Annotated in this window: 11 protein-coding genes and 1 pseudogene; 8 read left to right on the top strand and 4 right to left on the bottom strand. The window is 70.9% G+C overall.

What is annotated here, in order from left to right; genetic code table 11:
* Nucleotides 1-104: 104 nt before the first annotated feature.
* Nucleotides 105-401, top strand: a complete 297-nt coding sequence (locus AB0877_RS06380; protein ID WP_366607209.1) for a DUF2695 domain-containing protein — start codon at nucleotides 105-107, stop codon at nucleotides 399-401.
* A gap of 386 nt (nucleotides 402-787) precedes the next feature.
* Nucleotides 788-1,288: an ion channel gene (locus AB0877_RS06385; protein ID WP_366607211.1), complete on the top strand. Its 501-nt coding sequence runs from the start codon at nucleotides 788-790 to the stop codon at nucleotides 1,286-1,288.
* On the opposite strand, the gene AB0877_RS06390 is transcribed toward AB0877_RS06385, so the two are convergent.
* Complete coding sequence (locus AB0877_RS06390) at nucleotides 1,227-2,768, bottom strand: alpha/beta hydrolase (RefSeq protein WP_366607679.1); 1,542 nt, start codon at nucleotides 2,766-2,768, stop codon at nucleotides 1,227-1,229. The genes AB0877_RS06385 and AB0877_RS06390 overlap by 62 nt on opposite strands.
* An 88-nt stretch (nucleotides 2,769-2,856) precedes the next feature.
* Entirely contained in the window at nucleotides 2,857-3,972 is a 1,116-nt protein-coding gene (locus AB0877_RS06395) for an ATP-dependent DNA ligase (RefSeq protein WP_366607214.1), read from the bottom strand.
* A gap of 135 nt (nucleotides 3,973-4,107) precedes the next feature.
* On the opposite strand from AB0877_RS06395, the gene AB0877_RS06400 reads away from it, so the two are divergent.
* The gene (locus AB0877_RS06400; RefSeq protein ID WP_124858806.1) at nucleotides 4,108-4,320 is read left to right on the top strand and encodes a hypothetical protein; all 213 of its coding nucleotides are present in this window, start codon (nucleotides 4,108-4,110) and stop codon (nucleotides 4,318-4,320) included.
* A 147-nt stretch (nucleotides 4,321-4,467) separates the two neighbouring features.
* Nucleotides 4,468-4,890, top strand: a complete 423-nt coding sequence (locus tag AB0877_RS06405; protein WP_366607216.1) for an SRPBCC family protein — start codon at nucleotides 4,468-4,470, stop codon at nucleotides 4,888-4,890.
* On the opposite strand, the pseudogene AB0877_RS06410 reads toward AB0877_RS06405, so the two are convergent.
* Nucleotides 4,865-5,116, bottom strand: a pseudogene (locus AB0877_RS06410) (GNAT family N-acetyltransferase); the annotation flags it as partial. The gene AB0877_RS06405 and the pseudogene AB0877_RS06410 overlap by 26 nt on opposite strands.
* Before the next feature lie 87 nt (nucleotides 5,117-5,203).
* Between AB0877_RS06410 and AB0877_RS06415 the strand changes: the two are divergent.
* Complete coding sequence (locus AB0877_RS06415; RefSeq protein WP_366607218.1) at nucleotides 5,204-5,707, top strand: DUF1990 domain-containing protein; 504 nt, start codon at nucleotides 5,204-5,206, stop codon at nucleotides 5,705-5,707.
* Nucleotides 5,708-5,728: 21 nt separating this feature from the next.
* On the opposite strand, the gene AB0877_RS06420 is transcribed toward AB0877_RS06415, so the two are convergent.
* Entirely contained in the window at nucleotides 5,729-6,649 is a 921-nt protein-coding gene (locus tag AB0877_RS06420) for a DNA-3-methyladenine glycosylase 2 family protein (RefSeq protein WP_366607220.1), read from the bottom strand.
* 399 nt (nucleotides 6,650-7,048) lie between these two features.
* On the opposite strand from AB0877_RS06420, the gene AB0877_RS06425 reads away from it, so the two are divergent.
* The 3 genes from AB0877_RS06425 to AB0877_RS06435 all read left to right on the top strand — a co-directional run bounded on the left by AB0877_RS06425 (nucleotide 7,049) and on the right by AB0877_RS06435 (nucleotide 13,417).
* Nucleotides 7,049-8,866: a stealth family protein gene (locus AB0877_RS06425; protein ID WP_366607222.1), complete on the top strand. Its 1,818-nt coding sequence runs from the start codon at nucleotides 7,049-7,051 to the stop codon at nucleotides 8,864-8,866.
* 67 nt (nucleotides 8,867-8,933) lie between these two features.
* Complete coding sequence (locus AB0877_RS06430; RefSeq protein ID WP_366607224.1) at nucleotides 8,934-11,663, top strand: CDP-glycerol glycerophosphotransferase family protein; 2,730 nt, start codon at nucleotides 8,934-8,936, stop codon at nucleotides 11,661-11,663.
* The gene (locus AB0877_RS06435) at nucleotides 11,660-13,417 is read left to right on the top strand and encodes a stealth family protein (RefSeq protein WP_366607226.1); all 1,758 of its coding nucleotides are present in this window, start codon (nucleotides 11,660-11,662) and stop codon (nucleotides 13,415-13,417) included. Before AB0877_RS06430 ends, AB0877_RS06435 begins: the two co-directional genes overlap by 4 nt.
* The last annotated feature ends 65 nt before the right edge of the window (nucleotides 13,418-13,482 follow it).

Raw genomic sequence — 13,482 nt, forward strand, 5'->3', positions numbered from 1 at the left:
CAAGATCCCAAGACTTGGCCGCTTCTTGCCAGTGCGCCAAGTTCGCTATGATTTGCCGGCCGGGTAAGGATAAGGTTCCACCGCTGACATTTAGGACATACGAGATGCCGTCGCCTGACAAGGATCGCCGGAAGGCTCTTCGATCTGCATATAAGAACGCCCAGCGCGAGGCGGGGTGGGCTGCTCTGGGTGTGGATCGTGGTTCGCTCGACTCGCTGTACGGTTACCTGGATGAGCGCCTGGTTCGTCGGGGATGCGACCACAGCCTCAGCCTGTGTGAGGAGTGGGCCGCGAAGCATCGCGAAGTGGATTGGCCTCGTTTGCGTGAAGGATTGAGGAACGCAGGCGGCTACTGTGATTGCGAGGTCCGTGCAAATACCGACCCTGATCAGACTCTCTAACTTGAACTTCAACTCTGTGGTGGCTCGTCGGTGTGCCCTCCCTGTCCTAAACATTGTCTCGTGAGAGGTGGCGTCCGGTACGGACTGTCGGCGATCAGCAAGCGCGCGTGTCGGCGGTCGCCCAAGCCCCCAGGCAGCGCAGGTAGAGGGGGTGGGTGTGCCGACCTCGCCGGGGATGCTCGGGTCGAAGATCGCTCGCAGGTGCTGCCGGCGATCAGCGCCACCGCAGGTGGCAGGTCCGGCTCCGGGAGCCCGATTCCTCGGTGACCGCCCCAGGGCGCCGACTCGCGACGATCACGCGCCGAGGTTAAGGGGCGCCTTGTAGCCCCGCGCGTTTGTTTGGTGTGGCTGGTCGGGCAGGATGCTTGCGGGCAGCATAGGGCGGCATGGAGCTCCTGCTGCTGCCGTTCCGGTGGATATACCGGGCTTTGGTGTGGTTCGCCAACTCGCCCCGCACGCTGATCACCTCGTACCTGCTGATGATCGTGGTGGCCGGTTTCATCTACGGCGAGGTCGAGGAGCGCAGCCCGGCCGACGCCGTCTGGTGGGCTGTGGTGACCGCCTCCACCGTCGGGTACGGCGACATCTCGCCGACCACCTGGGCGGGCCGCACACTGGCCGCGCTGCTCATCTCGACCATGGTGCTGCTGGTCATCCCACTTATCACCGCGCACTTCGCGAGCCGGCTCATCGTCGACGACAACGCCTTCGAGCATGAGGAGCAGGAACAGCTCAAGGCCGACGTGCGCCGGATGCGGGCGCTGCTGGAGGAGCTGGCCACCCGGCAGGGGATCGATCTGCCCCCACTGCCGCCGACCCAGCCTGTCAGCGGGCCGGGCAGCGCTGCCCCTCCGGTGGCACGGTCAGGTCGATCAGGTAGGCGTTGACCGCGTTGGTGATGCAGGACGTCTGCGGGTAGGCGGTGTGCCCCTCGCCCTCCCAGGTCAGCACCCGACCGACGCCCAGCATCGACGCGAGCCGGGGCGTCTGCTCGTACGGCGTCGCCGGGTCGCCGGTGGTGCCGACCACCACGATCGGCGGTGCGCCGTTCGCCTTCCCGGTCGGGTAGGGGTCACGCCCGCCCGGCCATTCGACGCAGCTCAGCATGCCGACCGCCAACGCCGGCCCGAACAGCGGGTACTTTCCACGCCACTCGGACTGCAACTGCCGGATCTGCTGCCGGCTCGGCTTCTCCGTCTCGTCGGCGCAGTTGATGGCCAGGTTGGCGTCGAACAGGTTCGAGTAGTGCCCGTTGTCCTCCCGGCCGGCATACGAGTCGGCGAGTCGGAACACGTCCTTCGGGTCGCCCTCGGCGAGCTTGTCGATCGCCTGGGCCAGCTCCTGCCAGCCGGATTCGGTGTAGAGCGAGGAGATGACGGCGTAGAACACCCAGCCGGCGGTGGCCTCCCGACCGTCGTCGCCGCGTACCGGGGAGACCTTGGCCTTGTCGATGGCCGAGGTGACGGCGGCGCGGGCGTCCGGGGCGATCGGGCAGCGGCCGGCGTTCGCCGCGCACCAGCGGGTGAAGTTGGTGAAGGCCCGTTCGAAGCCGCGGGCCTGGCTCTCCGAGCCCTCGACCAGCCGCTGCTGCGGGTCGACGGCGCCGTCGAGCACCAGTGCCCGCACCCGCTGGGGGTAGAGCTGGGCGTACGTGGCACCGAGCAGGGTGCCGTACGAGTAGCCCAGGTAGGTGAGCTTGTCGTCGCCCACGGCGGCGCGTACCGCGTCCATGTCGCGGGCGGCCTGTTCGGTGCCGTACAGCGGCAACTGGTCGCCGTAGCGGTCGCCGCAGCCGCGACCGATCCGCTGGCTCAGACCGACGAAGCCGTCAAATGCCGACTGGCTCGCCGGGTCCGGGTCGAAGCCGAAGCTGGCGTCCAGGTCGGCGTCGGAGATGCACTTCACCGGGCTGGAACGGGAGACCCCGCGCGGGTCGAAGCCGACGATGTCGAAGCGCTCGGTGATCGAGGCGGGCAGACCGCCGAACTGGGCGCCGAAGGAGAGGTAGACGGCGGTGTCGACACCGGAACCACCCGGGCCACCCGGATTGATCACCAAGGAGCCCACCCGGTCGCGCTGCTTGGTGGACCGGGCGCGCAGCAGGGCGATCTCGAAGGTCTGCCCGGCCCCTGGGCCGGCGCTCGCCCCGTTGCCGGTGCCCCAGTCACGGGGCACCTGAATCCGGCTGCACTCGTAGCGCATGTTCGGAGCGCTCCGCCCGACCAACTCGTCGGGCACCTCCGGACAGGGCCGCCAGTTCGGTGCGCTGCCGGTCGGGGCGGCCGCGCCCTCCACCTCGGTGCGTGGCGCGAAGGCCGGCAGCGTGCAACCGGCGGTGAGCAGCGCGGCGACGACGAAGGCGGCCAGAGTGCGACGGCCCCGGCGGCTGGACGCCCTCCGAGGCTGGTCGGCGGTGCGGATCACGTGGTCCTCCGGAATCGGGTCGACGGCCAGGCTACGCCGAGCCGGTGGCGGCCCGGTCCACGGTGGCCGTCGGGTCGCCGCGCAGCACCTGGTCCACGTCGAAGCGGATCGGCCGGTCGAGCTGGTCGTAGCGGCAGGATCGGGGGTCGCGGTCCGGGCGCCAGCGGACGAACTGCGCGGTGTGCCGGAACCGTTCGCCCTCCATGGCGTCGTAGCCCACCTCGACCACCAACTCGGGGCGCACCGGCTCCCACTCCAGGTTCTTCGTGCCGGTCCACCGGCTGACCCCGCCGGGGATGCGTTGGCCACGCTCGTGGTCGCCGTGCACCCACGGGTGCTCACCGGCGATGTCCCGATAGGGTGCCAGCTCGTCGAGCAACTCGGCGCGGCGGGCCATGCTGAACGACGCGCTCACGCCTACGTGGTGCAGGACCCCGGCGTCGTCGTACAGGCCGAGCAGCAGCGAGCCCACCACCGGCCCGGACTTGTGCCAGCGGAAGCCGGCCACCACCGCGTCCGCGGTGCGGGCGTGCTTGACCTTGAACATCAGTCGCTTGCCCGGCTCGTACGGCAGGTCGGCCGGCTTGACGATCAAACCGTCCAGCCCGGCGCCCTCGAAGACGTCGAACCAGCGCCGCGCGGTGTCCGGGTCGGTGGTGACCTGGGTGACGTGCACCGGCGGGCGCACCCCGGCCAGCGCCTCGACCAGCCGCTCGCGGCGGCGCGGGTAGGGCTGGTCGAGCAGGGCTTCGTCACCGATCGCCAGCAGGTCGAACGCGACGAAGTCGGCCGGGGTGGTCTCGGCCAGCATCTTCACCCGGGACGCGGCCGGGTGGACGCGCTGGGCCAGCAGCTCGAAATCCAGCCGGGGCTGGCCGCTCGGCCCGTCGCGCCGGATCACGATCAACTCCCCGTCGACAGCGCACCTCGGCGGCAGCTGCCGGCGGGCCTGCTCGACCACCTCGGGGAAGTAGCGGGTCATCGACTTGCCGCCCCGGCTGGCCAGCTCGACCTCGTCACCGTCGCGGAACACGATGCACCGGAACCCGTCCCACTTGGGCTCGTAGGTCACCCCGGGCGTGGTGGGCAGCTTGGGAACGCTCTTGGCCAGCATCGGCTCGACCGGCGGGTTGATCGGCAGGTCCACGCCGACCAGTCAATCAGACGGCGCCGACAGTCGTGAGGCAGATCACCGTGCGCGGCGGGGCGGCGTGTCCGCCCACGCGCCGCTCGTCCCGACCGGGCGAATCGAATATCCCCAGGTCAGAGCTACTTTCGCGAGGTGTCCGAGTGGGTCTGTGACTGCTGCGGGCGGTGGCGGGTAAGCGTCGAGCTGATCCGGGGCCGCTACCGCTTCCGACTGACCCGCCGCTATCCGGAGCGGTTCGGCGGCGGCCGCAACGTGCTCGGCGAGGTGGGTTCGGTGCCGGAGCTGGAGGAGCTGCTGCGGCGGCGTACCCCGCTCACCCTGGCCGACCTTCGCGAGGCCGCCTGATCCGTGCGTGGCGGCGGGCGACCGGACGTTCCCGGGAGCATCCACTGAGGAGGGACCGACGGCGGTGAACCTCGCTGTCACAATGCTTGCGGCGGCCTCGTCTGCACCCGTGGCGGTGCCGAGCGGCGCCGCCGGGGAGGGGACACCATGCGGTTCGAGGCTGATACCGAGATCGCGGCGGACGCCGAGCAGATCTGGGCGGTGCTTGTCGACGTGCCTCGCTGGCCCGAGTGGACGGACTCGGTCACCCGGGCCGAGCGGGGCGAGCCGGGGCCGCTGACCGTCGGTGCTACCGCACGACTGACCCAGCCGAAGCTGCGGCCGGCCCTCTGGCGGGTCACCGAACTGACCGAGCATCGGGAGTTCGTCTGGGTCTCCGACGTCCCGGGTGTGCGGACCACGGCAGAACACCGGCTGCTGCCGCTGCCCGACGGGCGTACCCGCGTCGAGTTGGCCTTCAGCCAGTCCGGCCCGCTGGCCGGCCTGATCGGCCGGCTGTACGGCGGGCTGTTCCGCCGGTATGTGCGGATGGAGGCCGACGGTCTCAGGAGTCGCTGCGAGCGGGGCTGACCGCCGGCTTCTCCAGCACCGCCAACGAGATGCCGTTCGGGTCCGGGCGGTGCGCCACGATCCGGTAGCCGTGCCGCTCGTACAACCGCAGGTTGCGCGCGCTGTCCGCTCCGGTGAACAGGGTGAAGCGGGCCGCCCGCCCGGCGCAGGCCCGCTCGATGGCGTTGAGCAGTTGCGCCCCGACACCCCGCCCCTGCTGGTCCGGGGCGACCGACAGGCGACCGACGTGCACAGCCGCCGCTGCCATCGACGGGCGGCCCGGCCGCACCGGCCGTACCCTGACCCGTGTCCGGTCGAGGTCGAGGGGGCAACGGTGGCCGAACTGACGTACCCGGAGGTGGGGTCGACCCGGCACGGGCCGTTGCCCGGCGGGTACCACCACCTGCGCCACCGGTATCCGTTGCCCGGCGGCTGCTTCGAGACCGCCGCCGACGCGGTGTTGAGCTGGCGGCTGCACCGCGCCGCGGGTGTCCGGATCCGCACCGACGCGCCGCGGGCCACCACCGGTGTGCTGGTGACCTCCGGCCTCGGCGTCGGCCCGGCCCGCCTCTGGGGGCCGTGCCGGGTGGTCTGGAGCGTCGACTCACCCACGCTCGCCGGCTTCGGCTACGGCACCCTGCCCGGGCACCCGGAGCGGGGTGAGGAGGCGTTCGAGGTGGTCCGCGACGACGCCGGCGCGGTCTGGTTCGAGGTCCGCGCGTTCAGCCTCCCGGACCGCTGGTTCACCCGCGCCGGCGGCCCGGCGGTGAGGGCCGTGCAGCACGCGTACGCCTGGTGGCTCGGCCGTACCCTGCGTCGGCTGTGCGCGGGTCGCTGAGCACCCTGGCGCCGCAGCGACTCAGAACCGGGCGAACGAGCGGATCGGGGCGCGTGGGCCGTACTTCGGTGCCCGGATGCCGGCCGCCTCCAGCAGCAGACACACCCGGCCCCGGTGGCCTCGGAACGGCTCCAGCAGGGCCATCATCCGGGCGTCGTCGCCCCTCGGTTCGCCGGCGAGCGCCCAGGCCACCGTGTTCGGGATGTGGTAGTCGCCGACGCTGACCGCGTCCGGGTCGCCGTACGCGATCCGGACCACCTCCGCGGCCGTCCACGGCCCGATGCCGGGGATGGCGGTCAGCCGGCGGGTGGCGTCGGCGGCGTCGGTGCTGCGCTCCAGCCGGTCGGCGAGCGCGGCGGCGCGACGGAGCGTGTCGGCTCGGCGCTGCTCCACCCCGAACGGGTGGAACACCCAGTACGGGGCCGCGGCGACGGTGGCTGCCTCGGGCGGCAGGAGCAGCGGCTGCAAGGGGCCGGGAGCCGGCTCCCGGAAGTGCCGCACCATCGCCGAGTAGGCCCGGTATGCCTCCTTGCCGGTGACCTTCTGCTCGAAGACCGCGCGCAGCAGTCGGGGAAAGACCTCCCCGGTGGCGGGCATCCGCAGCCCCCGGTGCTCCCGGGCCAGTCGGGCGACCAGCGGGTGCGCCGCGGCCAGTTCGGTGAAGCCGGTCAGGTCGTCGCGCAGCCCGGCGATCGCGTCGGCGCGGGCGAGGACGTGCTCCGCGCCGGGCCCGTACCCCTCGGCGAGCAGCTCGCCGCCGGCCGGTCGCAGCGCGAGCGTGGCCGGACCCTCCGGGGTGCGGGTGGCCCACCAGAAGGTGCCGGCCGCCACCCGGGCGCACGGGTCGTACGGGCTGAAGGTGAGGGCGCGGACCGAGGCGGTCAGCCGGTAGCCGACCGGCGGGTGCAGCACCCTGGTCGCGGCGGGTCCGGTCTCGGTCACCCCGCTACTCTGCCAGGTCACGGTGGCTGCTGGCGACCGCCGTACCGGTTCCGCCCGCGGTTGAGGAGCTTCGCGGGGATACGGCCGGCCGACCGTCCCGGTCTGGTTGATCACCCGAACGGCCAGGATTATTTTGGCAAACCCTCGCATACCGGCCTTATGCCATTTTTGGCGGTGGGTCAGGTATCGATGATGTGGTTGTTTGATGGCCGGCAGGTGAACGAGCGCCTCGGGTCATCTGCGCAGTGTCAACGGGGGATCTGTGGAAGGGCATGCAGTGATGGCTGCGCGAGTCTGTGTCGAATCATCGCGAGGGGGATCTCACCCCGCTGCCCGTCCGCAGGGCTGACGGGTGCCCGCTGACGAGGCGGCCGTCCCGAGCGGACGGCGGCCCAGCGCATGATCGCTCTGAAGATCTATCGACTCCTACCGTCGTCGGCACGGCGACGGGTGCTGGGTCTGCTGCCCGCACACCGGCGGATCGGCCTGGTGCAGACGCTTTCCCGCCCGCGCGGCAACGACACCGTGCATCACCTCGGAGCCCGGGTGGCCGTGACCGACGGTGGCGTTCGGACCCGGGCCGAGGTCGTCGCCACGGCGACCCCGTTGCAGCAGTGGCACCGCAACCTCACGGCCGTCACCACGGCGCTGCACGCCGCCGGCATCGAATACCACTGCATTCGTAACGACGACCACCTGCGCAGCACCGTCGCGGTCCTCGACGACCAGCGGACGGAGGTACGACGCCTGGTCCGCTCCGCGCCGGCACTGTCAGGCGCCGACGTCCGGGTGGTGCAGGTCCAGCCCCGTCGGGACCAACCGGACGGCGCCCCGACCGAGGTGATCCGGGTCTGCTTCCCGGTGACCGACGCTCGTGCCGGTGTCGTCCTCGGCGCCCAGTTCGCCTGCGAGATCGAGTTCTGGAGCCGACACGGGGACATGGTCCGCGCTCCCCGGCGCAACGGGGTCGTCGACGAGGCGCCCGCCCGGGCGCAGCCGGTCCGGGTGGCGGCGGCGCTGTTGAGCCACTTCGTGCCCGAGGCCGACGACCACACCTACGGCACCCGCCGGGACCTGGCCGTCCGGGCGCCGGACCGGATCGGTTTTCCGATCGACGCCGTCTACACCTGGGTGGACGGCTCCGACCCGCAGTGGCTCAAACGCAAGTCGATGGCGCTCGGCGCCCCCGGCGGCCCGTTGCACGCGGTCGCCGCCAACTCCTCGCGCTACCACAACCGCGACGAGCTGCGGTACTCGTTGCGGTCGCTGCACAGCTTCGCGCCCTGGCTGCGGCGGATCTTCCTGATCACCGACAGCCAACTGCCGAGCTGGCTCGACCCGAGCGATCCGATGATCACGGTCGTCTCGCACGCCGAACTCTTCGCCGACCTCGGTGGCCGGTCGTCGTACAACTCGCACGCCATCGAGTCCCGCCTGCACCGCATCGACGGACTGGCCGAACACTTCCTGTACCTCAACGACGACGTGTTCCTCGGTCGTCCGCTGCTGCCGAACCACTTCTTCCACGCCAACGGGATCGCGAAGTTCTTCCCCTCGCCGGCCCAGTTCGGCCTGGGGGAGGCGAAGCCGGAGGACCCGCCGGTGAAGGCCGCCGGGAAGAACAACCGTCGGCACATCCAACGGCAGTTCGGCGTGACCATCACGCAGAAGATGAAGCACACCCCGTTCGCGCTGCGGCGCAGCATCATGCAGCAGATCGAGGGCACACTGCCGGACGAGGTGGCGGCCACCGCGCGGCACCGGTTCCGGCACCACGGCGACCTGTCCATCCCGTCGTCGCTGCACCAGTACTGGGCGTTCCTGACCGCGCAGGCCGTCCCCGGCGACATCGAGTACGAGTACGCCGACCTGGGTCACCCCTCCACCCCCGCCCGGCTCGCCGAGCTGCTGGCTCGTCGCAACCGCGACGTGTTCTGCCTCAACGACACCGACTCAGACCCGCTGTCGTTCGCCGAGCAGGAGCGGATGCTGGCCGACTTCCTGCCGCGCTACCTGCCCTTCCCCGCCCCGTTCGAGCTGCCCGACGACGTGGTGGCGGAGCGACGGAACGTGGGCGCGGGGGAGCTGTGGCGGCGTTCGTACCGCCCGGTGCTGGATGCCCGTCGACGCGCCCCGGTCGACGCGCCCACCATGCCCAACAACATGCTCAACACGGTCACCGACTTCAAGTCGGCACTGCTCGGGCGCGACCAGTGAGCCCCAGTCAGCCCGCCGCGCCGCTGTTCCGCCCGCGTTCCCCGCACCCTCTTCAGTGGAGTCCAGAGTGGTAGACCCCGCCCCGCAGGTCACGATCATCGTTCCGGTCTACAACGTCGCGGACTACCTGCCCGAGACGCTCGAGTCGATCGAGGCACAGACCGTCTTCGGCACGTGCCACGTCATCCTGGTCGACGACGGCAGCACCGACGGCTCCGACCTGCTGGCCAAGCAGTTCGCCGCCGAGCACCCCAACGTGACAGCCCTGCAGCAGCGCAACAGCGGGCCGGGGGCGGCCCGGAACCTGGCGCTCGACCTGGCCGACACCCCGTACGTGGCGTTCGTCGACTCCGACGACCTGCTGCCACCGCGCGCCATCGAGGTGCTGCTCAAGGCGATCGTGACGCACAAGGCGAGCATCGCCATCGGCGACATGGACACCTTCCCGAAACCGACCGCGTTCCTGTGGAAGAAGCCGTTCGGCAAGGGTGACCGGCTGCTGGAGACCGTCGTCGACGCACCGGATCTGATCTTCGACGCCGGCCCGTGCCACAAGCTGTACGACCTCGCCCAACTGCGGAAGCACGGCCTGCGGTTCCGGGAGGGGGTGCACTTCGAGGACGCTTTCCTGGCCATCCCGATGCTGCTCAGGGCCGAACGGATCGCACTCGTCGACACGGTGGTCTACCAGTACCGCAAGCGCGCGGTCAGCAGCTCCATCATGGACAACCTCTTCGTCCGCGAACAGAACTTCTGGGACCACCTGGAGCTGTGCGAGACCCTTGCCGACCTACGGCCCGACCTGGACGTATTCCGCCGCGAGGTGCTCGAACGGTGGCTGGTCCGCAGCTACCAGGGCTTCGCCATGCGGGCGCACACCCTCTTCGAGGACGCGGACCTGTGGAAGATCTTCGAGAAGTGCACCCGGATCTACCAGGACATCGATCCTTCCTTCATCGCCAACTGGACGATCGACACCCGGCACCGGGTTCCGTACCTGGCGTTCAAGCTGTACGACTTCGAGCTGTTCGCCCGTCCGTGGCAACGGCTGCGCGGGGTGGTCGCCTGTGGTGGTGACCTGCACCTCGACTACCCGGTGACGCCGGCGCTGCTCCCGCTGACGAAGGTGACAGCGGTCGGGGTGCGGCTGGAGCAGATGCGGCTCGCGTCGTCGGGGGAGACGCTCAAGGTCTCCGGACACCTGGTGGTCAACGGTCTGCCGATGCGCGCCCCGCTGGACACCCCCATGGGTCTACGGGTGCGGGGCAGCAGCCTCACCGTGCCGGTCACCGCCGAACGGCGGGCGGACCTCAAGGCCGGGGACGACGACCGGGAGTGGTCGGGCTTCTCCGCCGAACTGCCGATCGGCAAGCTCCGCGGCGGCCAGCACGCGCTGCGGCTGGTGTTCCTGACCACGACCGGGCAGGCCTCCCGGCACTGCCTGATCTCGGCGGCCTACCTGCGCGACGCCACCACGAAACTGTCCGGCAACACCCGGGTCCTGCCCACCTTCAGCGGCCGGGAGAACGCCGAGCTGCTGGTCCAGCGCAAGGCCGGGGTGGCCGGACAGCGCCGGTGGCGACGTCTGATGCTCCGCAAGGATCTGCGGCACGCGGCCTCCAGAGGCCCGTTCTGGAAGCAGCGGCTGCTGCGGACGCTCACCGCGCCACTGATGAGCCGGCGCGACGTGTGGCTGGTCGGCGAGCGTACCGACACCGCGCAGGACAACTCCTCGCACCTGTTCCGGCACCTGCGGCAGGTGGAGCGTCGGCGCAACGTGTATTACCTGCTGGCGAAGGACAGCCCGGACCGGCACCGGGTGCAGGGGTTGGGCAACGTCGTCACCCACGGCTCGTTCCGGCACAAGTTCCTGATGCTGCACGCCACCAAGCTGATCAACTCGTACGATATCGACTCCTACATGCTGCCGGCGAGCTGGGAGCGGTCGCCCTTCCTCAAGCACCTGAACTGGCGGATCGCCCCCACCCGGGTGTTCCTCGACCACGGGGTGATCGAGAAGGACGTCAGCGCCGGCGTCCACCGTGGCCGGGCCTCCTTCGACCTCTTCGTGACCTCGGCCGACCGGGAGGCCGAGTACGTGGCGAAGAACCTCGACTACGGCGACATGGTCGCGAACACGGGCCTGCCCCGCTTCGACGCGTTGATCCCGGACCGGGGCCACCGTCGCATCCTGTTCATGCCGACCTGGCGTACGTATCTCGTCACCCCGTCGTACAACAAGGCCGCCCGACCTCGGGTCGCCTTCGAGGGCTCCGCCTATCAGGTGTTCCTCGCCGAGCTGTTCGGTGACGAGCGGTTGCGGCAGGCGCTGCGCCAGCACGGCTACACCCTCGAACTGCTGCCGCACTACGAGATGCGCTCGCTGCTGGCGGGGCTCGTGCCGACCGACGACTGCTTCACCATGGCGGACCAGAGCAGCCGGACGGTGCAGGACGCTCTGCGCCAGTGCGACCTGTTCATCACCGACTACTCCTCCACCGCCTGCGACGTCGCGTACCTCGGCACCCCGCTGATCTACGCGCAGTTCGACGCGGAGGAGTTCTGGAGCATCGGCGGCTACAAGAAGGGGTACTTCGAGCACCGGGAGGACGGGTTCGGCCCGGTCTGCGAGACCGCGTCGGGGACGGTGGACGCGATCATCAGGTACCTGGAGAGCGGGTGCGTCCGTGAGGAGGAGTACACCCGTCGGGCGACGGACTTCTTCGTCGCGCAGGACCGCAACAACTCCCAACGGGTGGCCACCGCCATCGCGGCGCTGCCGGGCCCGCAGCGGTGAGCGGCCCGACGCCCACGCCGGGGGAACCGCCCCGGGCGCTGGCCGAGCCCACCGGGTTCGTGGAGGTGTACCGCCGCGTGCTGAGCCCGCAGACCCGGCGGGCCATCGCGACGAAGGTGAGCCCCCGGGCCCGGCACCAGCTCAAGCAGTGGGTCGCCCGGGCCGCGCGGGACGGGCAGGTCTCCGAGCGCCGGAGCGAGCGGCTGGCCCGCCGCCAGCCGGAGTTGCTGGCCGGCGCGGACCGGGTGGTCGTCACCGCCGACCGGGGACCCCGGGTGGCCCGGATCGGGGCCGTCACCCCGCTGATGGCACGGCTGGACAACCTCACCGCGGTGACGGCGGCGCTCGACGAGGCCGGCGTACCCCACTTCCGGGTACGCGGCGAAACCCACCGCTCGTCGGTGGTCGCCGTCGACGCCGCGCACCGCACGCGGGCGTACGCCGCACTGGCCGCCGCCTGCGGTCGGGTCCCCGGCTACGTCGGTGTGCCGGACGGCACCGGTCAGCCGGCGGCCGGCTTCGAACCGAAGACCTGGGACCGGCTCGTCGACGCCGCGGTGTTGCGGCTGACCTGGTACTGGACCGACCCCCAGCGGCGGCTGGTGCTGGGGCAGGCGTACGGGTGCGACGTGGAGTTCTGGACCCGGGAGGGGGACAGCCTCGTCGCCCCGCGGCCCAACGCCGTCGCCGAACAGGTGACCGTGGCGGCGCCGCTGGTCCTCGTACCGGAGTCGCGGTTCACCGGCCTGGCGCCCGCCGCCGCGCCCGCGACCGCCTGGACCCGCCCCGAGTTCGCCGCACCGCGCCCCGACGACGTGCCGTTCCCGGTCGACGTGGTCTACACCTGGGTCGACGGTGCCGACCCGGCGTGGCTACGCCGACGGGCAGAGGTGGCCGGGGTGCCGTACCACGCGGAGGCGGCGAGCGCGGCCCGCTTCCTCAGCCGTGACGAGTTGCGCTACTCGCTGCGCTCGCTGCACCTGTTCGCGCCGTGGGTGCGCCACGTCTACGTGGTGACCGACGACCAGGTGCCGGCCTGGCTGGACCCGTCCGCCAGCGGGTTGCGGGTGGTCAGCCATCGGGAGATCTTCGCCGACCCGACGGTGCTGCCGACGTACAACTCGCACGCCATCGAGAGTCAGCTGCACCACATCGACGGGCTCTCCGAGCACTTCCTGTACTTCAACGACGACGTCTTTCTCGGCACCGAGGTGCTACCCCAGGACTTCTTCCTGGCCAACGGCATCTCCCGGTTCTTTCCGTCGCCGGCGCTGGTGCCGCCGGGCCCGCCCGCCGCCGGGGACATCCCGTCGTCGGCGGCCGGGAAGAACAACCGGGCGTTGATCGCGGAGCGGTTCGGCACCGTGCTGACCCAGAAGATGAAGCACATGCCGCACGCGCTGCGGCGCAGCGTGCTCCAGGAGATCGAGCAGACGTTCCCGCAGCAGTACCGGCGGACCGCGGCGAGTCAGTTCCGCAGCATGGACGACCTGTCGGTCGCCTCGTCGCTGCACCACTACTACGCGTTCCACACCGGTCGCGCGGCGCCGGGGAACCTGCGGTACACCATCGCCGAGCTGTCCCACCCGGACACGCCGGCCCGGTTGGCGCACCTGCTGGCCCGTCGGGACCGGCAGGTGTTCTGCCTGAACGACGCGTTCTCCGTCGAGGAGGACCTGGAGGCGCAGTTGGCGCTGCTCATTCCGTTCCTGGAGACGTACTTCCCGGTGCCGAGCCCGTGGGAACGGGCCTGACCCACCCCGGACACGACGGTGGCCGGTCGCGCCCTCCCCGGCGACGACCGACCACCGTGCCCTCG

It is taken from the genome of Micromonospora sp. NPDC047644 (assembly GCF_040704315.1).
Lineage (GTDB): Bacteria > Actinomycetota > Actinomycetes > Mycobacteriales > Micromonosporaceae > Micromonospora.

Excerpts from the sequence above, each read along its gene's own strand:
- AB0877_RS06385 (WP_366607211.1), top strand. The coding sequence starts at position 788 with ATGGAGCTCCTGCTGCTGCCGTTCCGGTGGATATACCGGGCTTTGGTG.
- AB0877_RS06405 (WP_366607216.1), top strand. The coding sequence starts at position 4,468 with ATGCGGTTCGAGGCTGATACCGAGATCGCGGCGGACGCCGAGCAGATC.
- AB0877_RS06380 (WP_366607209.1), top strand. The coding sequence starts at position 105 with ATGCCGTCGCCTGACAAGGATCGCCGGAAGGCTCTTCGATCTGCATAT.
- AB0877_RS06425 (WP_366607222.1), top strand. The coding sequence starts at position 7,049 with ATGATCGCTCTGAAGATCTATCGACTCCTACCGTCGTCGGCACGGCGA.